Source organism: Streptomyces avermitilis MA-4680 = NBRC 14893 (assembly GCF_000009765.2).
Taxonomy (GTDB): Bacteria; Actinomycetota; Actinomycetes; order Streptomycetales; family Streptomycetaceae; genus Streptomyces; species Streptomyces avermitilis.
Genome location: NC_003155.5, coordinates 2,728,770 through 2,750,151 on the forward strand (window position 1 = coordinate 2,728,770; position 21,382 = coordinate 2,750,151).

Genomic DNA, 21,382 nt, shown 5'->3' on the forward strand with positions numbered 1-21,382 from the left:
GTCGAAGACAGGGATTACTCGGTGTCGCCGACCGGGACTACTCGATGTCGCCGCCCGACGGCGTCGGCGTCCGACCGGCCGCGGCCGCCTGCTCCCGTCCGAGGCGGCTGTGCGAGCGCCCGTACAGGAAGTACACGACGAAGCCGATCACCATCCAGACCGCGAAGCGGATCCAGGTCTCGGCGGGCAGGTTCAGCATCAGCCACAGCGAGGCGAGGACCGACAGGATCGGCACCAACGGCACGAGCGGGGTGCGGAAGGCGCGGTGCAGGTCGGGGCGGGTGTGACGGAGGATGATGACGCCGATGGCGACCACCACGAAGGCGAAGAGCGTGCCGATGTTGACCAGTTCGGCCAGTTCGCTGAGGCTGGTGAAGCCCGCGACGATCGCGATGATCACGCCGAGCAGGATGGTCGGCCGGTGCGGGGTGCGGAACCTCGGGTGGACGCGGGAGAAGAACCGCGGCAGCAGTCCGTCGCGGCTCATCGCGAAGAAGACACGGGTCTGGCCGAGCAGCAGGATCATGCAGACCGTCGTCAGACCGACGGCCGCGCCGAAGCTGATGACGCCCGCGTACCAGGGGTGTCCGGTGGCCTTGAAGGCGTCGGCGAGCGGGGCGTCGATGGAGAGCCGGGTGTACTTCTGCATGCCCGTGACGACGATCGACACGGCCACGTACAGCGTGGTGCAGATGAGGAGCGAGCCCAGGATGCCGCGCGGCATGTCCCGCTGCGGGTTCTTGGTCTCCTCGGCCGCCGTCGCCACCACGTCGAAACCGATGAAGGCGAAGAAGACGACGGAGGCGGCGGTGAAGATGCCCAGCACTCCGAAGTTGGTGGGTGCCCAGCCGAACATCAGCTGGACCAGCGGGGACTTGACTCCGCTGCCCGCCGCCACGTGCTCGGCCTTGGGGACGAACGGCTTGTAGTTGTCGCCGCTGATGAAGAAGGCACCCGCGATGATCACGATCATGACGACGGTGACCTTGATCGCGACGACCACCGTGGTGACCCGGGCGGACAGCTTCACGCCGATGACCAGGATGACGGTGAGGACGAGCACCAGCGCGGCGGCGAGGATGTCGAAGCCGAACCCGGTGGCCCCCTCGCGCCCGCTGAGGTAGTCGGGCAGATGCCAGCCCGCGTTGTCCAGGAGCGAGCGCACGTACCCCGACCAGCCGACGGCCACCACCGCCGTGCCGAGCGCGAACTCCAGCACCAGGTCCCAGCCGATGATCCAGGCGGGCAGTTCGCCGAGCGAGGCGTACGAGAAGGTGTACGCGGACCCCGCCACCGGGACCGTGGACGCGAACTCCGCGTAGCAGAGCGCCGCGAGTCCGCAGGCGATGCCCGCGGCGACGAACGCCAGCGAGACGGCAGGCCCGGCGTTCTCCTTGGCGACCTTGCCGGTGAGGACGAAGATGCCGGTACCGATGATGACACCGACGCCGAAGACGGTCAGGTCCAACGCGGACAGGGATTTCTTGAGCGCGTGCTCAGGTTCCTCGGTGTCCTGGATCGACTGTTCGACCTTCTTCGTCCTGAAGAGGGTGCTGCTCACGGGCGTACCTCCCACGCTGCGTCGTCCCCGACATGATCGAGAGGGGGCGTGGTCCGTATGCCCCGGCACGGGGGGTGTCACGCGAATGGGCCGGTTCCACCACCGTAAAGGGTGCTGAAACCGGCCCACCTGGATGCGTCAGTCGCGCGCGGGCTCCACCGAGTCGATCTCCGCCGTCGGGCGCTCGAAGCGGCCGTCGAGCTTGGAGACGAGCCCGGTGACCTGGCGGGCGATGTCCGGCGCGGTCAGGCCGATCTCCGCCATGACCTCGCCCCGGGAGGCGTGGTCGAGGAAGCGCGGCGGGATGCCGAAGTCGCGCAGCGGTACGTCCACGCCCGCGTCGCGCAGGGCCTGCGCGATCGCCGAGCCGACGCCGCCGACGCGGGAGTTGTCCTCGACGGTGACGACCACGCGGTGCCGCTCGGCGAGCGGGGCCATGGCCTCGTCGACGGGCTTGACCCAGCGCGGGTCGACGACGGTCGCGGAGATGCCCTGCTTGTCGAGGAGGCCGGCGATCTCCAGGCACATGGGCGCGAGGGCGCCGACGGAGACGAGGAGCACGTCCGGGGCGTCGGTGCCGGGCTCGCGCAGGACGTCCATGCCGCCGATCCGGCCCACGGCGGGGACGGCCGGGCCGACCGCGCCCTTGGAGAAGCGGACCACGGTCGGCGCGTCGTCGACGTCGACGGCCTCGCGCAGCTGGGCGCGGACCTGGTCGGCGTCACGCGGCGCGGCCAGGCGCAGGCCCGGCACGACCTGGAGGATGGACATGTCCCACATGCCGTTGTGCGAGGCGCCGTCGGTGCCGGTGACGCCCGCGCGGTCCAGGACGAAGGTGACACCGCACTTGTGCAGGGCCACGTCCATCAGGACCTGGTCGAAGGCGCGGTTGAGGAAGGTGGCGTAGACGGCGAAGACGGGGTGCAGTCCGCCGGTGGCCAGGCCGGCCGCGGAGACGGCGGCGTGCTGCTCGGCGATGCCGACGTCGTACACCCGCTTCGGGAAGACCTTGGCGAACTTGTCGAGGCCGACCGGCTGGAGCATCGCGGCCGTGATGGCGACGATGTCCTTGCGCTCCTGGCCGAGCTTGACCATCTCCTCGCCGAACACGGAGGTCCAGTCGGCGCCGGAGGAGGCGATCGGCAGGCCCGTGTCGGGGTGGATCTTGCCGACGGCGTGGAAGCGGTCGGCCTCGTCCTGGAGGGCGGGCTGGTAGCCGCGGCCCTTCTCGGTGAGGCAGTGCACGATGACCGGGCCGCCGAAGCGCTTGGCGCGGGCGAGCGCGGACTCCAGGGCCTCGATGTCGTGGCCGTCGATCGGCCCGACGTACTTGAGGCCGAGGTCCTCGAACATGCCCTGCGGGGCGATGAAGTCCTTGAGGCCCTTCTTGGCGCCGTGCAGGGTCTCGTAGAGCGGCCTGCCGACGACCGGCGTGCGCTCCAGGAGGTCCTTGCCGCGGGCCAGGAAGCGCTCGTAGCCGTCCGTGGTGCGCAGGGTGGCCAGGTGGTTGGCGAGGCCGCCGATCGTGGGGGCGTACGAGCGCTCGTTGTCGTTCACGACGATGACGAGGGGGCGGTCCTTGGCGGCCGCGATGTTGTTCAGCGCCTCCCAGGCCATGCCGCCGGTGAGGGCGCCGTCGCCGATGACCGCGACCACGTGGTCGTCGCGTTCGAGCACCTGGTTGGCCTTGGCGAGGCCGTCGGCCCAGCCGAGGACCGTGGAGGCGTGCGAGTTCTCGATGACGTCGTGCTCGGACTCGGCCTGCGAGGGGTAGCCGGACAGGCCGCCCTTCATCTTCAACTTGGAGAAGTCCTGACGGCCGGTGAGCAGCTTGTGGACGTAGGACTGGTGCCCGGTGTCGAAGAGCACCCGGTCCTTGGGCGAGTCGAAGACGCGGTGCAGGGCGATGGTGAGCTCGACCACGCCGAGGTTGGGGCCGAGGTGGCCGCCGGTCTTGGAGACGGCGTCGACGAGGAAGGTCCGGATCTCCTCTGCCAGCTGGTCCAGCTGCTCCAGGCTGAGCCGGTCCAGATCGCGCGGTCCCCTGATGCGGGTCAGCAGCGGCACCCGTGCCTCCTTGCAGTAGAGCTGTTCGAGCTGTTGCCGGGTCCGTCGAGTCTAATGTTCCGTTGTGCCGGGTGGCGTCCGGCCCCGGCCACGTACACCATACGATCGGCCGGAATCGTTCGGACACGGCTGCGCCCGGCACCGCCATTGGTGCCGGGCACAGGTCCGGGAGGGGGCCCCGCAGGACGCGCGGGGCCCCGGTGTTCGGCGGAGCGCTTACGCGCGGCCCGCCGACTTCTGGGTCTTGCGGGTGACCGCGTCGATGACGACGGTCGCGAGGAGTACACCACCGGTGATCATGTACTGGACCGGCGAGGCGATGCCCTGAAGGGCCAGGCCGTACTGGATCGAGACGATGACCAGCACACCGAGCAGCGCGTTCCAGGTGCGGCCGCGGCCGCCGAACAGGCTGGTACCGCCGATGACGGCCGCCGCGATGGCGTTCATCAGGAGGTCACCGGCACCGGCACCCTGGTTCGCCGAGGCGATCTTGGAGGCGATGAACAGACCGCCGATGGCGGCGAAGGTGCCGGAGATCGCGTAGACCGAGATACGGACCGCGGCGACGTTGATACCGGCACGGCGGGACGCCTCGATGCTGCCGCCGAGCGCGAAGATCTTGCGGCCGTACGCGGTGCGGCGCAGCACGAAGTCCGTGATCACCAGGACCGCCAGGAACAGGACGACGGCCAGCGGCAGGCCCTTGTACTGGTTGAAGACGGCGGCGGCGGCGAAGGCCACCACGGCGAGGAGCACCGTACGGACGATGATCTCGCTCAGCGGACGGGACGGCACCCCCGCGGCCTCACGGCGGCGGTTGTCGAAGAACGTGGTGAGGAAGAAGACCGCCACGGCGAACACGGCGAGACCGTAGGCCGCCGCCACGTCGCTGAAGTAGTAACCGCTCAGCTTGGCCACCAGGCCGGAGCTGTCCAGGTTGATCGTGCCGTTGCTGCCGAGGATCTGGAGCATGAAGCCGTTCCAGAACAGCAGACCCGCCAGGGTGACGGCGAAGGCCGGCACACCGATGCGCGCGAAGACGAAGCCGTGGATGGCGCCCGCGACCGTACCCGTGAGGATGGCGAGAATCAGCGCCAGCCACTCGGGCATGCCGTGGGTGACGTTGAGGACCGCGAAGGCGGCGCCCGCGACACCGCTGACGGAACCGACGGAGAGGTCGATCTCGCCGAGCAGCAGCACGAAGACGATGCCGACGGCGATCATGCCGGTACCGACCATCGCCACGGAGATGTCGGAGAGGTTGCCCGCGGTGAGGAAGTTCGAGTTCAGGCTCGCGAAGATCGCCCAGATGATGATCAAGCCGACGACGACCGGGAGGGAGCCCAGGTCACCGGCGCGGATCTTCCGCTTGAACTCGGAGATGTAGCCGGCGAAGCCTCGTTCGCGCACGAGCAGCCGGGGGTCGACGGCGACGTCCGATCCCGCGGCCGCCTCCGGGTTCTCGACGGCGGCCTGGTCCGCGGTCGCGGAGGTCTTTTCGATGCTCACTTCTGAGCCTCCCCGTTGCGGGCCGCACGACGGGTCACGGCGTTGTCCGTGGCACCCGTGATGGCGGAGATGATCTCTTCCTGCGAGGTCGACTTGACCTCGAAGACGCCGTTGTTGCGCCCCAGGCGCAGAACGGCGACCTTGTCGGCCACGGCCTTCACGTCAGCCATGTTGTGGCTGATGAGGATGACCGCGTGACCGCGCTCGCGCAGCCGCTCCACCAGGTCGAGGACCTGTGCGGTCTGCTCGACACCGAGGGCCGCGGTGGGCTCGTCGAGGATGACCAGCTTGGGCTCGCCGAGCATGGAGCGGGCGATGGCCACGGTCTGGCGCTGACCGCCGGAGAGCGAGGCGATCGGGATGCGCACGCTGGGGATGCGGATCGACAGCGTGGTGAGCAGCTCACGGGAGCGGCGCTCCATCTCGACCTCGTCCAGGATGCCGCGCTTGCGCAGCTCCCGGCCCAGGTAGAGGTTGCCGACCACGTCGATGTTGTCGCACAGCGCGAGGTCCTGGTAGACCGTCGCGATGCCCAGGTTCTGGGCGTCGTGCGGCTTGTTGATCTGTACGGCCTTGCCGTCCCACTCGATGACGCCCTCATCGATGGGATGCACGCCGGCGATCGTCTTGACCAGCGTGGACTTTCCGGCGCCGTTGTCGCCCACCAGGGCGACCACTTCACCGGCGTGGATCTCAAGCTCTACGTCGGTGAGCGCCTGGACGGCACCGAACCGCTTGGAGACCCCGCGCAACGCCAGCACGGGCGTAGCGGACACGTGAACCATCTCCTTCGCCGCCTGACCCGGCGGGAGGTTGTGCAGAAGTTTGGAGGGGGAGTTCCGTCCGGCGCCCCGCCCTAGCTTTGCGGGGCTGATGGATGCGGGGCGCCGGAGGGGCTTGGAGCAGGCACGTCCCGAACGGGAATCCGGGGGCGAATTCCCGTACGCGGTAAGGGACGTGCAGCTGCTTACTCGAGACCGATGCTGTCGCAGGCCTTCTTGTACTTCGCCGTGCAGATGTCGGCGACCGTGTAGAAGCCTTCCTTGATGACCGTGTCCTTGATGTTGTCCTTGGTCAGCGAGATGACCGGGACGATGACCGACGGGACCTGCTTGGTGGTCGGGCTGTCGACCTTGCTCGTGGCGATGGAGTCGAGCTTCTCGCCCTTGCCGAGCGCGACGGCCATCTTGGCGACCACGGCGGCCTCCTGCGGGTAGGACTTGTACACGCTCATGTACTGGTCACCCGTGACGATGCGCTGCACACCGGCGAGCTCGGCGTCCTGGCCGGTGACCGGGACGGAGATGCCCGCGGACTTGAGCGCCTGGATGATGCCGCCTGCCATGCCGTCGTTGGCGGAGTAGACGCCGACGATGTTCTTCTTGCCGAGGGCGGAGATGGCGCCCTCCATGTTGGCGTTGGCGTTCTCCGGCTTCCACTCCTTGGTGTCGTACGACTTCGCGATGTCGACCTTGCCCTTGAGCTCGGCAAGCGCGCCCTTCTTGAAGAAGGCGGCGTTCGGGTCGGTGATCGCGCCGTTCATCATGACGATCTTGGCGGAGGGCTTGGCCTTGGAGCCCAGCGCCTTCAGGAGGGCCTTGCCCTGGGCGTGGCCGACCTCTTCGTTGTCGAAGGAGGTGTAGGCGTCGATCGGGCCCTCGGCCAGGCGGTCGTACGCGACGACCGGGATGCCGGCGTCCTTGGCCTTCTTGACCGAGTTGGCGATCGCCTTGGCGTCCACCGCGTCCACGATCAGCACGTCCACCTTGTTGGTGACCATCGTGTCGACCTGCTGGCTCTGCGTGGTGGCGTCCTGCTTGGCGTTGGCGTAGACGACCTTGCCCTTGCCATTGGTCAGGTCCGCGACCTGCTTCTTGATGATCGGGTAGTCGAACTTCTCGTAACGCGCGGTCTGGTTCTCCGGAAGGAGCAGGCCGACCGTGATCGCGTCGCCCTTCTTCGAGCTCGAGGTGTCGCTGTCACCCTTGGATTCCTTGGCACTGCCACAGGCGGCCAGCGAAACGGCCATCGCACCAGCGGCAACAGCAACGGCGGCACGACGCATACGCGTGTTCACTTCAGAAACCTCCCTGACGAGGCCGCGACGTTGCGGCCGAGGTGGCTGGAAGTCAACTCGGCCACACGTGCGACGTCAAGAAGTAAATACTTAACGAGATGGCAACGGTGCCATGCGTTCTCTAAGTGAAGGCAGGGGTGGCCGCGGAAAGCGTGCCATCCAAAAGGGTCGAATCGCCCATCTCGCTCAACGCGAGAGCGAGCGCTCCGAGCACCTCGGCGCGGCCCCCAAGTGCCCCTGGAAGCACCGAGAGTTGACGTGCGGCGCTGGGGATCGCATACCGGCTGACAGACTCCCTGATGGGCCCCAGGACCAGCTCCCCGGCCTCGGCGAGATCGCCGCCGAGGACCACCCTGCTGGGGTTGAGCAGATTGCAGAGATTGGCGACTCCGCTGCCGATGTGACGGCCGACGTCGGCGATCACCCGCCGGCATCCCGGATCGCCGTCCCGCGCCAGCCTGACCACGCCTTCCATGGTCAGATCGGTGCCGTGACTGGACTGGAGGAGCGGCAGCACATAGCGCGCCGCCGTGAAGGTCTCGAGGCAGCCGCGGTTGCCGCAGCGGCAGACGGGGCCTGATTCATCGAGAGTGATATGGCCGATTTCGCCCGCTGTGCCGCCGGGGCCGCGGTAGATCTTGCCGCTGATCACCAGCCCGGCCCCGACACCGCTCGCCACCTTGATGTACGCCAGGTCCTTGACCCCCCGGCCACTGCCCCAGACCAGCTCGCCCAGGGCGCCCAGGTTGGCGTCGTTGTCCACGTACACGGGCACGCCGAGCCGCCCCCGCAGCTCCTCGGCGGGCTTCGCGCCGGTCCAGCCCGGCAGGATGGAGGTGGAGCCGAGGGTGCCCGACTCGACATCGATCGGGCCCGGCACACCGAGGCCCACGCCCGCGATCTTGGACCGGTCGACCCCGGTTGCCGCGATCAGGCGGCTGACCAGCTCTTCCGCCCGGTCGAAGCCCTGTGCGGCGGAGGCGTCCACATCGAGCGGCTCGGACTCCTCGGCGAGCACCTGGTGGGCCAGGTTTCCGACCGCGACGCGTAGATGCGTATGCCCGAAGTCGACGCCGATGACAATGCCGGCGTCGCCGCTGAGGGAGACGCTGCGGGCCCTGCGGCCACCCGCCGACGTGGGCGTGACCTCGACGGTCCCGCCGTCCTTGAGCTCCCGCACGATATTGGAGACCGTCGCCGCGGACAGGCCCGTCGTCCTCGCGATCTCCGCCTGCGTGAGCGACCCGGCAAGGCGCACCGCACGTACGACGCGCTCCAGATTGGCTCGATGCAGGGACGACTGCGACCCCGGAGTCTCCACGACGACCTCCCGCGTACGAGGCCGCCACGATGAGGCCCCGCCTATGTCCAACTAGTGAACTCTAAGCTGAGCCGTTTGGGTTACCTCCCGTCAAGAGGTTGAGCTGCATCCGACGCGGATGAGCGCGCGTGAGGGCCGCGCCCCGATGGAAAACCGGCTGCGACAGGGTCGATACCGCCCGTGTCTCACGTCACAGCAGCAAAATCCGGACCACGTGCGAGGTGTCACCCTTTCGGCCGTGAACGATCGAGCAGGTGCTCCGGTCGTTCACACCTTGTCGCGCTCCCGGCCGCCCCTACGGCGCAGACGAGCGCCCGCCCGGTCGCCTTCCGGCCCCCGCCGCACGCTCCCCTACTTCAATGCGCCCGCCGTCAGTCCCTGCACGACCTGCCTCTGGAAGATGATGTACGCCGCCAGCACGGGGAGCATGGCCATCACCAGACCCGCGAACAGGCCCGACCAGTCGCCCTTGTACCCCTGGCTGGTCGCCAGCTCTACGAGGCCCTGGGAAAGCACCTTCTTGTCCGGGTCGGTGTTCAGCACCGTCGGGAGCATGTACTGGTTCCACTGCCCCAGGAAATTGAAGATGCCCACGCTGATCAGGCCCGGCTTGGCCATCGGCAGCATGATCTGGAAGAACGTCCGGGTGTGCGACGCGCCGTCCACGAACGCCGCCTCGGCGATCGACGTCGGCAACGTCCTGAAGAAAGAGGTCAGGAAGAAGACCGTGAACGGCAGCGAGTACGCGATGTAGACGAGGATCAGGCCCGGCAGCGTGTTCAGCAGCCGCATGTTGTTCAGTACGTAGAACAACGGCACCAGGGCGAGCATGACCGGGAAGCTCATTCCTCCGACGAAGAGGAAGTAGATGAAGCGGTTGCCCGGAAAGTCGAACCGGGCGAGAACGTAGGCCGCCATCGAGCCGAGCACGAGCGTGCCGACCAGCGAGAAGCCCACCACTATGAGCGTGTTGCCGAAGTAGTCGCTCATGTGAGCCTGTGACCAGGCGCGCGACCAGTTCTCGAAATGCAGCTTGTCCGGCAGCGACCAGGGCGAGCTGAAAATGGAGTCGTCATCCTTGAAGGACGTCATCACCGCCCACAGGAGCGGCAGAACGACCATGATCGCCCAGAGGATGAGGACACCGTGCGAGAAGACGTTCAGGACGCCGCCCTCGCTGCTCTTCTCCTTCTTCCGCGCGGCCGCTGTCTTCGTCACTCGCGGACGGTCCTCGATCCGGTCCACCGGAGGCGGGGTGTCAGTGGTCTTCATCAGTACTCCAGCCGCTCGCGCCGGCCCAGCCTCATCACGATCGCCGCGAACAGCAGCGTGACGACGAGGAGGGCGACACCGATCGTTGTCGCGTAGGCGGCGTTCGCGTCGCGGAACGCCGATTGGTACACGTACAGCGGAAGGACCGTGGTCGAGTAGTCGGGACCACCGGGACCTACCGTCATGATCTGCACGGCGGCGAATGCCTCGGCGCCGAGAGACAGAATGCCCATGTAGACCCATCCGGACTGCACGGTGTCCCAGAGCAGTGGAAGAGTGATTTTGAAGAACGTGGTGAACCGGCTCGCGCCGTCGAGGAGAGCGGCCTCGTAGAAGTCCTTCGGAATCGACGCCATTCCCGCGGAGAACAGCACCACGAAGAACCCGACCGTGCTCCACAGGAGCACCGCCATCACACACCAGAGGGCGAGATTCGGGTCGCCCAGCCAGTCCGGCTGGACACTTCCGAGACCGATGGCCTGCAAAGTCCCGTTGATCACACCGTCGTTGGGGTTGTACGCGAACTGGAAGAGCAGGGCGACGATCGCGATCGACAGCACCTGCGGGAAGAAGTAGGCGATCTTGTAGAAACCCGAGCCGCGCACTCCGGTGATGGCGGCGCCCTTACGGCGCCGCCCACCGACATTGAGCATGAAGGCGAAGAACAGCGCGAGGCTCAGCGTCACCAGCGGCAGCAGCAAGGCGAAAACCAGACTGTGCCGCAACGACTTCCAGAAGATGTCGTCGTCGAACATTCTGGTGTAGTTCGCGAAGCCGACCATCTTGAAGTCGGGGCTCAGACCGGTCCAGTCCGTGAACGAGTAGTAGATCGCCTGGATGAACGGCCAGATCACGAAGATCGCGTACAGCGCCAAGGGGGCCACCAAGAACCCCACAATGAAACGGTACTTGCCGTGTTGCATGGTTACCGACCCCGATCGTTTCGCGGGTGCCGCCGCTGGTGACGCGTCCGCACGTGCTGCTACTGGTGCTTGTAGTGCTTGATGGACTGGTCCTTGGCAGCCGCGTCCGCGTAGCCCTGGATCTTCTTGATGGCCTCGGCCGGGGTGAGCCGCCCTGCCATCATCTCGCCGAGACCGGAGACACCGATCTGCTCCTTCTGGAGCTTCACGTACCAGTCCTGGAGGCGCGGGTTGACCACGTTGTCGCCGGCCTTGTCCAGGGCCGCGACACCGGACTTGAGGCCCGGGGTCAGCTCGATGCCGTCCGTACCGCCGTTGAACGCGGTGAGCGACTTCACCTGACTGGTGAAGTTCTTCGACGACGCCTCGCTGAGCATGATGCGGAGCTGCTCCATGCCGCCGGCGGGGTTGTTCGCCTTGGCCGGAACGATGAACGGTTCGCCACCGGAGGCCCAGATGGTCCCGAACGGCATCTTGTCGGAGCTGTCGAGGCCGGACGGACCGCTGACCGCCAGGTTGAAGTCCGCCGGGATGACCTTCGCGGACTCGTTCTCCACCCAGGAGCCGTTCGGGATGAACAGCGCCTTGCCCTTGGCCCAGGCGGTCTGCGACTGGATGTGGTCGATGCCCGGGGTGCCCTTGAGGATGTAGCCCTTCTTGTAGAGCTCGTAGTACGCCTCGAAGGCGGACTTGACGGCCGGGTCCTTCCAGGCGTTCGGCTCCAGGTTGTCGATCTTGTCGAGAACCTCGCGGCCGCCGATCTTGGCGATGAAGGGGTAGAGCGAGAACGGCAGGTAGTACGGGTACTTGCCCGCGTACGTCCAGCCGGCGATGCCCTTCTTCTTCGCCTTCGCGCAGAGCGCGAGCATGGCGTCCCAGTCCTCGGGGTACGTCGAGTCGAGCTTCTCGAGGGCGGTCTGCGAGTACCAGACGCCGTAGACCGTGTAGGCGTAGTACATGATCCAGACGGGGTCGCCGTCGAACTGGCCCATCTCCACGATCCCGGGGCGCAGCGTGTCGCGGACCTTCTTCGCCGGGTCGTCGATCGACGGCGCGTCGAGGAGCGGCGTGAGGTCGGTCAGCTGCTTCTTGCCGACGAGCACACCCATGTCCATCTGCTGGGCGCCCGAGTTGTCGATCAGGTCCGGCGGAGTGCCGCCGTTGAACTTGGGCTGAAGCTCGGACTGGATCTTCTGGGTCTTGTGGAAATCGATCGTGACCTTGGGATACGCCTTCTTGTACTCGGCGTTCGCGTCGGTCGCGTACTTCGTACCGAAACCGCCGTCGAAGATGACGACCGACAGCGCGGCGGTCTCGTTGACGCCCAGCGGGTTCTTCTTCGTCTTCTTGCCGGTCTTGGCCTTGTCCTCGGAACCGCTGTCGCTGCTCGCACAAGCGGACAAGAAGCTCATCGTAGGTACGGAGATCAGACCGAGCGCGGCGGACCGCTTGATCAGGTCGCGGCGGCCGATGCCTCCGGTGTTGCGGTTCTCGGCGGAAGTGGATCCCATGCTCAAGTCCTCGCCTTCTCCAGGACTCAGGCGGTGAACCGGATCCTCCCCGGCACCGCGGTGATGGTGAAGCTGGGGTCGTGCATGAGGGATTCAGTGGGACGGCACGGCAGTCACGCGTGCTCCGAACGGTCCGCCGCCTCCCGATTCCCCCCGGGTCCTGCCTGTCCACAGCCGTCGAACGACTAGGCGGACGCCGACAGGTATAGTCCACTTCTTGCCAGCGGAGCAACATCGAACGCACGGTGGGCCTTGGGTCTTTTCCGAGTTGAGACCTCGCGGAAATATGAGCCGACTGTGTGTTGCCCGAGCAAAGATCGACACTGCTCGGGCCCCTCGGAATGCGCGCGATACGTGGCGCTTCGCGCGCTATGGGACCCGGATGCCACATCCAACACCCTTGACAGCACCGGCCACTTGAACCCCTACTGGTGCTTGCCCGCGAAGTTGACAACGTTGTCCATTTCATTCCGAGGCGCAGGGAGGGTGCTCGCGCATGCAGCACGGAGCTCGGCACAGGTGGGGTTTGACATCCGGGTACAGACCCGGTTCCGGGCGCAGGCCCGGTCCTTCGGCGGTCGTTGCGGTGGCCGCCTTCGCTCTGGTGGTGGCCTCGCAGGGCGCGGCCGTGGCCCGGCCCGCCCAAGCGGCGGCGGCCGACCGGGAATTCGCTTCCTCGTTCGAGTCCGGTGAGCCGGCCCCGGACTGGCTCAGCACCGTCGACACGGCGGCGGACGGTTCGAAGCGGGCGTCGGGGGTGGACGGCGGCTACAGCACCGGCATTCCGGGCAATGTGACCGACCACGTCACGGATGTCCGGGCCGGCGCCGAGAACACCGGAGCGGGCGAGGTGAAGGAGAACCTCGTCGACGGCGAATCGAGCACCAAGTGGCTGACGTTCACGCCCACGGGCTGGGCGGAGTTCGACCTCGACGCCCCGGTCAAGCTGGTGACGTACGCGCTGACGTCGGCCAATGACGCCGACGAGCGCGACCCCGCCGACTGGACCCTCCAGGGCTCGACGGACGGCAAGGACTGGAAGACCCTGGACACCCGCACCGGCGAGTCGTTCGCCGAGCGGTTCCAGACGAAGTCGTACGACCTTGCGAGCCCGGCCGAGTACCAGCACTTCCGGCTCGACATCACCAAGAACCACGGCGCGGACCTCCTGCAGCTCGCCGACGTCCAGTTCTCGACGGGCGGCACCTCCGACCCGGCGCCCAAGGACATGCTCTCGCTGGTCGACCGCGGCCCGAGCGGCTCCCCCACCGCCAAGGCGGGCGCCGGCTTCACCGGCAAGCGGGCGCTGCGGTACGCGGGAACCCACAAGGCCGACGCGCGGGCCTACTCGTACAACAAGGTCTTCGACGTCAATGTGGGCGTCGGGCGGGACACCGAGCTCTCGTACCGCATCTTCCCTTCGATGGCGGACAAGGACCGGGACTACGACGCCACGAACGTCTCCGTCGACCTGGTCTTCACGGACGGCACCTATCTGAGCGACCTGAAGGCGACGGACCAGCACGGCTTCGCGCTGACCCCGCAGGGGCAGGGCGCTGCCAAGATCCTGTACGTCAACCAGTGGAACAACGTCGTCTCGCGGATCGGGTCGGTCGCGGCGGGCAGGACGGTGGACCGGATCCTGGTGGCGTACGACTCGCCGAAGGGACCCGCGAAGTTCCGCGGCTGGCTGGACGACATAGCGCTGAAGGCCGCGCCGCCCGAGAAGCCGAAGGCGCATCTGTCCGACTACGCGCTGACGACCCGCGGCACGAACTCCAGCAGCGGCTTCTCGCGTGGCAACAACTTCCCGGCGACGGCCGTGCCGCACGGCTTCAACTTCTGGACGCCGGTGACCAACGCGGGCTCGCTCAGCTGGCTGTACGACTACGCGCGGTCCAACAACGCGGACAACCTGCCGACCATCCAGGCGTTCAGCGCGAGCCATGAGCCCAGTCCCTGGATGGGCGACCGGCAGACGTTCCAGGTGATGCCGTCGGCCGCGTCCGGCACCCCGGACACCGGGCGCACCGCGCGGGCGCTCGCCTTCCGGCACGAGAACGAGACGGCCCGTCCGTACTACTACGGGGTGACGTTCGAGAACGGCCTCAAGGCGGAGATGGCGCCGACGGATCACGCGGCGGCGCTGCGCTTCACCTATCCCGGTGACGACGCGAGCGTGCTCTTCGACAACGTGACGGACCAGGCGGGGCTGACGCTCGACAAGGAGCACGGGATCGTCACCGGCTACTCCGACGTGAAGTCGGGGCTGTCGACCGGGGCGACGCGGCTGTTCGTGTACGGGGTGTTCGACGCTCCGGTCAAGGAGGGGGCGTCCTCCGGGGTCAAGGGCTATCTGCGCTTCGCGCCGGGCGCCGACCACACCGTCACGCTGCGGCTCGCCACCTCGCTGATCAGCGTCGACCAGGCCAAGGACAACCTCGGCCAGGAGATCCCGGACGGCACCTCGTTCACCACGGTCAAGAACCGGGCCCAGCAGCAGTGGGACAAGCTGCTCGGCAAGGTGGAGGTCGAGGGTGCCACGCCCGATCAGCTGACGACCCTCTACTCCAGCATGTACCGGCTGTACCTGTACCCCAACTCCGGCTTCGAGAAGATCGGTTCGAAGTACCGGTACGCGTCTCCGTTCCAGCCGATGCCGAGCCCGGACACCCCGACGCACACCGGGGCGAAGATCGTCGACGGCAAGGTGTACGTCAACAACGGCTTCTGGGACACCTATCGGACGACCTGGCCGGCCTACTCGTTCCTGACGCCCGGTCAGGCGGGCGAGATGGTGGACGGGTTCGTGCAGCAGTACAAGGACGGCGGCTGGACCTCGCGGTGGTCGTCGCCGGGGTACGCGGACCTGATGACGGGCACGTCGTCGGACGTGGCGTTCGCGGACGCGTATGTGAAGGGCGTCGACTTCGACGCGAAGGCGGCATACGACGCGGCGGTGAAGAACGCGACGGTCGTACCGCCGTCCTCCGGGGTGGGCCGTAAGGGCATGGCCACCTCGCCCTTCCTCGGCTACACGAGCACGGACACGTCCGAGGGCCTGTCGTGGGCGATGGAGGGCTACAACAACGACTACGGCATCGCACGGATGGGCCAGGCGCTCTACAAGAAGACCGGCAAGAAGCGGTACAAGGAGGAGGCCGCGTACTTCCTCAACCGGGCGCAGGACTACGTGAAGCTCTTCGACGGGAAGGCCGGGTTCTTCCAGGGCCGCGACGGGAAGGGCGACTGGCGGGTCGACTCGGCCACCTACGACCCGCGCGTGTGGGGTTACGACTACACCGAGACGAACGGCTGGGGGTACGCCTTCACCGCACCGCAGGACTCGCGGGGTCTGGCGAACCTGTACGGCGGCCGTGGAGCGCTGGCCAAGAAGCTCGACACGTACTTCGCGACGCCGGAGACGGCCTCGCCGGACTTCGTCGGCTCGTACGGCGGCGTCATCCACGAGATGACGGAGGCACGGGACGTCCGGATGGGCATGTACGGGCACTCCAACCAGGTCGCGCACCACGTGAACTACATGTACGACGCGGCGGGCCGGCCCTGGAAGACGCAGGCCAACGTCCGTGAGGTGCTGTCCCGCCTCTACACCGGCAGCGAGATCGGGCAGGGATACCACGGCGACGAGGACAACGGCGAGCAGTCGGCCTGGTACCTGTTCTCCGCGCTCGGCTTCTATCCGCTGGTGATGGGCAGCGGCGAGTACGCCATCGGCTCGCCGCTGTTCACCAAGGCGACGGTGCACCTGGAGAACGGCCGGGACCTGGTCGTCAAGGCGCCGAAGAACAGCGCGAAGAACGTGTACGTGCAGGGGCTGAAGGTCAACGGCAAGAAGTGGACGTCGACCTCGCTCCCCCACTCGCTGATCGCGAAGGGCGGGGTACTGGCGTTCGACATGGGCGCGAAGCCGTCGTCGTGGGGCAGCGGCGGCGGCGCGGGCCCGGTGTCGATCACGAAGGGCGACCAGGTGCCGTCGCCGCGGGCGGACGCCATCAAGGGTGGCGGTGCGCTCTTCGACGACACGTCGGCGACGAGCGCGACCGTGACATCGGTGGAACTGCCGGTCGCCGCCCGCACGAAGGCGGTCCAGTACACGCTGACGTCGTCCTCCGACCACACGGCGGCGCCGGCCGGCTGGGTCCTCGAGGCCTCGGCGGACGGCACGCACTGGACGACGGTCGACAGGCGCACGGACGAGTCCTTCACCTGGGACAGACAGACCCGGGTGTTCTCGATCGCGCATCCGGGCAAGTACGCCCACTACCGCCTGGTCCCGACGGCCGAGGCGACCCTGGCGGAGGTGGAACTGCTGTCCTGAGGGCCCCCCACGGGAGAGAAGGGGCGGACCCGGAGTCACTCCGGGTCCGCCCCTTCGGCGTGGCCGAGGTCCCGGAGGTCAGTTCACGGCGAGGGTGAAGACATGCAGGTCCGTGTTGTCGGGGAGCTTGATGCTCTTGATCTTCTTGCCGGCCGGGGCCGTGTACGGCTTGGTCGCGAAGACGTACGTGGCCACCGGGTCCTTGTCGGCGCCGGCGACATTGCGGTACGGCGTCCTCGCGACGACCTCGTTGCCGTACTGGACCGTGCCGCCGCCTCCGCCGACGGTCCAGTCGGTGAAGGACAGGTCGACCGGGTCCGTGCTGCCGTCGGTGTACGTCACCGTCGCCTTCGTCTGCTGGTTGCCGTTCACCGCGCTGCCGATGAAGCTCAGTTCGGCTGCCGGAGTGGGGAGTTCGACGGTCCGGCCGGTCGCCGAGGCGTTGTCGGGGCGGCCCGCCGGGGAGTCGGGCCAGGTGAACGTGAGGCCGTTCACCGTGCCCTGCGTGCCCGGGGTCAGACCCGCGCCCGCCAGCGCCTGGCGCGAGTAGCTCCAGCCCCCGCCGTCGTAGTCGGCCTCGTCGTGGTCGCCCACGTCGTCCGAGACGCCCGTGTTGTCGTACGCGGCCAGCAGTGAGCCGGGCGCGGCCACCGTCAGGGCCACCGGTTGCTCGTACGACGTGTCGGGCGACGTCACCGTCACCTTGACGTCGTAAAAGCCCTGCCTGGCCGCGTCGGCCGCGGTCACCGTGATCTGCTGGGCGCCGTCGGACACCGTGCCCTCGGCGGGCGTGGCCGTGACGCCGGCCGGCGTCTCGACGCGGAAGCGCACCTCGGGTCCCGTTCCGCCGCTGAGCGCCAGCGCCCTGATGTCGATCTTCGTGCTGCCGCCGGGCGCGACCGTGGCCGTGGTGGGGCCCACGCCGATCTGGTACGGCTGCTCGCCCGCGCGGAAGGACGGCGGCGCGTCGGCGGCGTCGGCACCCCAGGCGCGGTTCGGGGTCGCGGAGAGGGTGTAGTCGAGGCGGCCGCCGTCCCGTACGAAGGAGGCGGGCAGCCAGGAGCGGTCACTGGTGCGGCCGTCGACCTTCAACGACCGCACGTACGGGGCGTCCTTCGCCGCGCCCGCCGCGCGGATCTCGATGTCGTTGCCGTGCGGGCGCCTGATCTCCACGCGGGGGAACAGCGGTGAGGCCAGCACGAGTTCGGCACGGGACGGGACCTGCGGGTACATGCCGAGCGCGGAGAAGACGTACCAGGACGACATCGCGCCGAGGTCGTCGTTGCCCGGAATGCCGCCCGGCCGCGTCGACCACAGCTTGTCCATCGCCGCGCGGACCGTCTCCTGCGTCTTGTAGGGCGCTCCCGCGTAGGCGTACAGGTAGGGCACGTTGATGGACGGCTCGTTGTCCAGCTCGGACTTGTCGCCGCCGCTGCCGGTGAAGGCCCAGCTGCCGTCGGAGTCGTGGAAGAAGGCGTCCAGCCGGTCGAGCGCCGCGTCCCGGCCGCCCATGGCCGCGAACAGTCCCGCCGGGTTGTGCTGCACCATCCAGGTGTACTGGGCCGCCGTGCCCTCCACGAAGCCGTTGCCGGTGGCCGGGGTGAAGCCGGTGACCCAGCTGCCGTCGGCCTTCCGGTTGGCGATGTAGCCGCTGTTGAGGTACCCCTTGCCCGAGCCGACCCGGGCGCTCGGGGACGGGGCGGCCGCGATGTTGAAGTTGTTCTGCCACCACTGGGAGCGCCGGGCGAAGGTCGCCGCGGTCTCCTTCTCCCCCGCCGCCCGCGCCAGTTGGGACAGCGCGAAGTCGGCGCCCGACATCTCCAGGGTCTCGGCGGCCCCGCCCCACGCGTTGGAGACGGACGGCATGTAGTGGCGGTTCAGGTACTTGTCGAGGGAGGGACGCTGGCCGACCGAGAGGACCGGCTTCCCGGCCGCCGACAGGTCCTGCGACGTCGGCACGGTCGCCGCCTTCACCAACGAGTCCAGTGCGCCGCGCAGATCGAAGTCCGTGCCGCCGAAGGCACGGATACCGGCGAGGGCGGCCGGGGACGGGTCGCCGTTCATGACGTGTGTCCCGCTCGCGCCGTGCAGCCAGCGGTCCCAGATTCCCCCGTTCTGCCGGGCCAGTTCGAGCAGCGACTGCGCGATGTCGGACCCGGTGCGCGGATCGAGCAGCGTCAGCAGCTGCACCTGGGAGCGGTAGACGTCCCAGCCGGAGAACGTGCCGTACTGGGCCCGGTGCCCGCGGCCCACGACGTGCACCTTGTCGTCACTGCCCCGGTATCTGCGGTCCGCGTCGCTGATCACGTTGGGGTGCAGGAGGGCGTGGTAGAGAGCCGTGTAGAAGGTGGTGCGGTCCTCCGCCGTGCCGCCGCCGACCCCGACCGCCCCCAGACGCTCGCGCCAGGCACGGCGCGCCGCGTCCCGGACGGCCTCGAAGGAGCGGCCGCGGGGGTTCTCCACCGCGAGGTTGGCCTCGGCGCCCGCCTGGCTGACGTACGAGATACCGACCTTGACGTTGACCGGTCCCGAGCCGGGAGCGAACTCCACATAGCCGCCCGCTCCCTTGCCGGCGACGGGCCGCCCGCCCTGGGAGAAGCCGCCCGTGCCGCCGCTCGCCTCCGTGGAGCCGGGGTTCAGCCTGTCGTCCTGCCAGGTGCCGGTGGACTTGAAGGCGCGGTCGAAGCGGGCGGTGAAGTGGAGGGTGTAGTAGCCGCGCCGGCCCTCGGGATCGAGGTAGCCGCAGAAGTTGCCTGAGGTGACCGAGCCGGAGACCGTGCGGGTCGCCGGGTCGATCCGCACGGACGAATCGGTCGAGCCCACCTCGGAGTTGGCGGTGCGGATCAGCAGCGAGGCCGGCTTGTCCGCGGGGTAGGTGAAGCGGCCCGAGCCCGTGCGCGCGGTGGCCGTGAGGTCGGCGGTGACACCGGAGGAGAGCCCCACTTTGTAGTGGCCGGGCTCGGCCGTCTCGTCCTGGTGACTGAAGTCGGCCGCGTACACGGCGTCCTTGGTGTCGCTCGCCGGGGAGGAGGTGACGTCGCCCGCGTACGGGAAGAAGGGGATGTCACCGCTGCCGCCCGCGCAGCCGGTGCCGGACATGTGGGTGAGGCTGAAGCCGCGGATGCGGGTGGCGTCGTACTGGTAGCCGCCGGGGGCGGCGGTGCGGGTGGCGTCGCCGCGGGTGTTCTCGGGGCTCCAGGAGAGCATGCCGAAGGGGGTGACGGCGCCGGGGAAGACATCGCCGCCGTTCGTGGTGCCGATGAGCGGATCGACGTACGTGGTGGGGTCCCGGACGAGGTCCGGTGGGGCGGTGGTCGCCGCGAGCGCCGGGGTGGCGCCGCCGGCCACCACCAGGGTGACGGCCAGCAGGACAGATGACGGACGGAAACGCATGACGCGGCCCCTCCTCCTTCGGACGGGTCGCGCACCACAGGTCACACAAGCCGCAGGGACAGTAACGTGCGCCACCGGTACCACGGAAGACCGCGTACGAGCCGGCAGACGCGCCCCCATACCACCGCTCATCCTGGTCAACTGGCTTGACATCGTTGTCGGTTACCGGAGTAGAGTCATGTACAGACCACTCAGACAACGTTGTCGCCGCCACTGGTCGTCACAAGCCACGCTTCACCCGGTCCGGCCTACTCCCCCCAGGCCGGACCGGCTCGCGGACCGGGTGAGCCGCACCGCGCCACCCGGTCCGCCCCGAGCAGTTCGCCGTCAACCGACCTGACAGGCGAGCGCCGTCGACGGATCGCCGCCGGAGCCCCTGACGACGTATCCGAACGTCGCGCTCCTCCCCGGGTCCAGCGACCCGTTCCAGTCGGCGTTGTGCACCATCACGTCCTGCCCCTGGTACGTCGCGTTGCCGTTCCAGAGGCTGTCGACCGTCTGGCCGCTCGGCAGCGTCCAGTCGACCATCCAGCCGAGCATCGGGACGTCACCGGTGTTGGTGACGGTGACCTCGGACTGATAACCGCCGGGCCAGCTGCCCGTCGTACGACGGGTCGCGGAGCACACGCCGGGCGGGGGCTCGGTGGGGTTGCCCGGGTCGTGGACGCCCGTCACTTCGCCGTTGCCGCCGTCGAAGACGACGTCGGAGCAGGAGTAGAACGTCTCCGCGCTGTCCGAGCGCTGCCAGACCATGTAGACGAGGTGGCGGCCAGACTTGCCCGACGGAAGCCTGCCGCTCCAGGAGTAGTTGGCGTCCACCGTGCCCGGACTGCCGTTGAGCGGCGGGTGGTCGACGCTCAGGAACGGCTGGTCCTCCATGTCGTTCCAGGTGAGCGTCTTGGTGGGGTCGAAGCCGTCCTTGGTCAGGTAGACGTAGAACCAGCCCGGGTGCGCCGCCCAGGCGTTGTAGGAGAAGTCGACCGTCGCGCCCGACGTCAGGTGCGTGAGCGGCCAGTCGCTGCGCGGGAGGTCGAAGCCCGTGAAGTTGGGGTTGCCGCCGCTGCACAGCTCGCCGTCGGGCACGAAGCCCCGGGTGCGGCCCGCACCGTCCGAGCGGAGCACCGAGAACCAGTTGTAGAACGGCGTGGTACCGCTGACCTGCTGCGCGGCCTTGCACGCCGGATTGACGGGCTTGATCTCGCCGGTGTCGGTGAGTCCGTCCTGCCAGCACAGGAAGGTGCGGCTGCCGGGCTTCATGGGGGTGCCGTGGGCTGCCGCCCTTCCGCCCGCCGTGACGACCAGGCCGAGGGCCGGGACCGTGGTGAGGAGGGCGAGCAGGACGAGGAGGAGGGCTCTGTGGCGGGTGGAGAGGGGTAATCGTGCGACTGTAGGGAGCATGACAAACA

At 68.2% G+C, this 21,382-nt stretch carries 12 protein-coding genes; 1 reads left to right on the top strand and 11 read right to left on the bottom strand.

Annotated elements, in window-relative coordinates:
• Positions 1 to 37 precede the first annotated feature (37 nt).
• The 9 genes from SAVERM_RS11755 to ngcE form a co-directional block, all read right to left on the bottom strand.
• Positions 38 to 1,561 (bottom strand): amino acid permease, encoded by a 1,524-nt coding sequence (locus tag SAVERM_RS11755; protein WP_010983683.1) that lies wholly within the window; start codon positions 1,559 to 1,561, stop codon positions 38 to 40.
• 138 nt (positions 1,562 to 1,699) lie between these two features.
• On the bottom strand, positions 1,700 to 3,628 hold the full coding sequence (gene dxs / locus SAVERM_RS11760) for a 1-deoxy-D-xylulose-5-phosphate synthase (RefSeq protein ID WP_010983684.1): 1,929 nt from the start codon (positions 3,626 to 3,628) through the stop codon (positions 1,700 to 1,702).
• Between the two features lie 216 nt (positions 3,629 to 3,844).
• The gene (locus SAVERM_RS11765; RefSeq protein WP_010983685.1) at positions 3,845 to 5,137 is read right to left on the bottom strand and encodes a sugar ABC transporter permease; all 1,293 of its coding nucleotides are present in this window, start codon (positions 5,135 to 5,137) and stop codon (positions 3,845 to 3,847) included.
• Positions 5,134 to 5,922: an ATP-binding cassette domain-containing protein gene (locus SAVERM_RS11770; protein ID WP_010983686.1), complete on the bottom strand. Its 789-nt coding sequence runs from the start codon at positions 5,920 to 5,922 to the stop codon at positions 5,134 to 5,136. Before SAVERM_RS11770 ends, SAVERM_RS11765 begins: the two co-directional genes overlap by 4 nt.
• A 182-nt stretch (positions 5,923 to 6,104) precedes the next feature.
• Positions 6,105 to 7,214, bottom strand: a complete 1,110-nt coding sequence (locus SAVERM_RS11775) for a substrate-binding domain-containing protein (RefSeq protein WP_010983687.1) — start codon at positions 7,212 to 7,214, stop codon at positions 6,105 to 6,107.
• A 121-nt stretch (positions 7,215 to 7,335) separates the two neighbouring features.
• Positions 7,336 to 8,535, bottom strand: coding sequence for an ROK family transcriptional regulator (locus SAVERM_RS11780; RefSeq protein WP_010983688.1), 1,200 nt, complete (start codon positions 8,533 to 8,535; stop codon positions 7,336 to 7,338).
• Between the two features lie 351 nt (positions 8,536 to 8,886).
• Complete coding sequence (locus tag SAVERM_RS11785) at positions 8,887 to 9,807, bottom strand: carbohydrate ABC transporter permease (RefSeq protein WP_010983689.1); 921 nt, start codon at positions 9,805 to 9,807, stop codon at positions 8,887 to 8,889.
• Complete coding sequence (locus tag SAVERM_RS11790; protein ID WP_010983690.1) at positions 9,807 to 10,730, bottom strand: carbohydrate ABC transporter permease; 924 nt, start codon at positions 10,728 to 10,730, stop codon at positions 9,807 to 9,809. The genes SAVERM_RS11785 and SAVERM_RS11790 overlap by 1 nt, the downstream gene beginning before the upstream one ends.
• Positions 10,731 to 10,789: 59 nt before the next feature.
• The gene (gene ngcE, locus SAVERM_RS11795) at positions 10,790 to 12,241 is read right to left on the bottom strand and encodes an N-acetylglucosamine/diacetylchitobiose ABC transporter substrate-binding protein (RefSeq protein ID WP_037649989.1); all 1,452 of its coding nucleotides are present in this window, start codon (positions 12,239 to 12,241) and stop codon (positions 10,790 to 10,792) included.
• A 496-nt stretch (positions 12,242 to 12,737) separates the two neighbouring features.
• Here ngcE and SAVERM_RS11800 point away from each other — a divergent pair, with 496 nt between their 5' ends.
• A complete protein-coding gene (locus SAVERM_RS11800) occupies positions 12,738 to 16,583 on the top strand; it encodes a GH92 family glycosyl hydrolase (RefSeq protein WP_010983692.1) in 3,846 nt (1,281 codons plus the stop codon).
• A 78-nt stretch (positions 16,584 to 16,661) separates the two neighbouring features.
• Here SAVERM_RS11800 and SAVERM_RS11805 read toward each other — a convergent pair whose 3' ends face one another.
• Both SAVERM_RS11805 and SAVERM_RS11810 read right to left on the bottom strand, forming a co-directional pair.
• The gene (locus SAVERM_RS11805) at positions 16,662 to 19,976 is read right to left on the bottom strand and encodes a GH92 family glycosyl hydrolase (protein ID WP_010983693.1); all 3,315 of its coding nucleotides are present in this window, start codon (positions 19,974 to 19,976) and stop codon (positions 16,662 to 16,664) included.
• 327 nt (positions 19,977 to 20,303) lie between these two features.
• Positions 20,304 to 21,374 (bottom strand): lytic polysaccharide monooxygenase auxiliary activity family 9 protein, encoded by a 1,071-nt coding sequence (locus SAVERM_RS11810; protein ID WP_042492959.1) that lies wholly within the window; start codon positions 21,372 to 21,374, stop codon positions 20,304 to 20,306.
• Between the last annotated feature and the right edge of the window lie 8 nt (positions 21,375 to 21,382).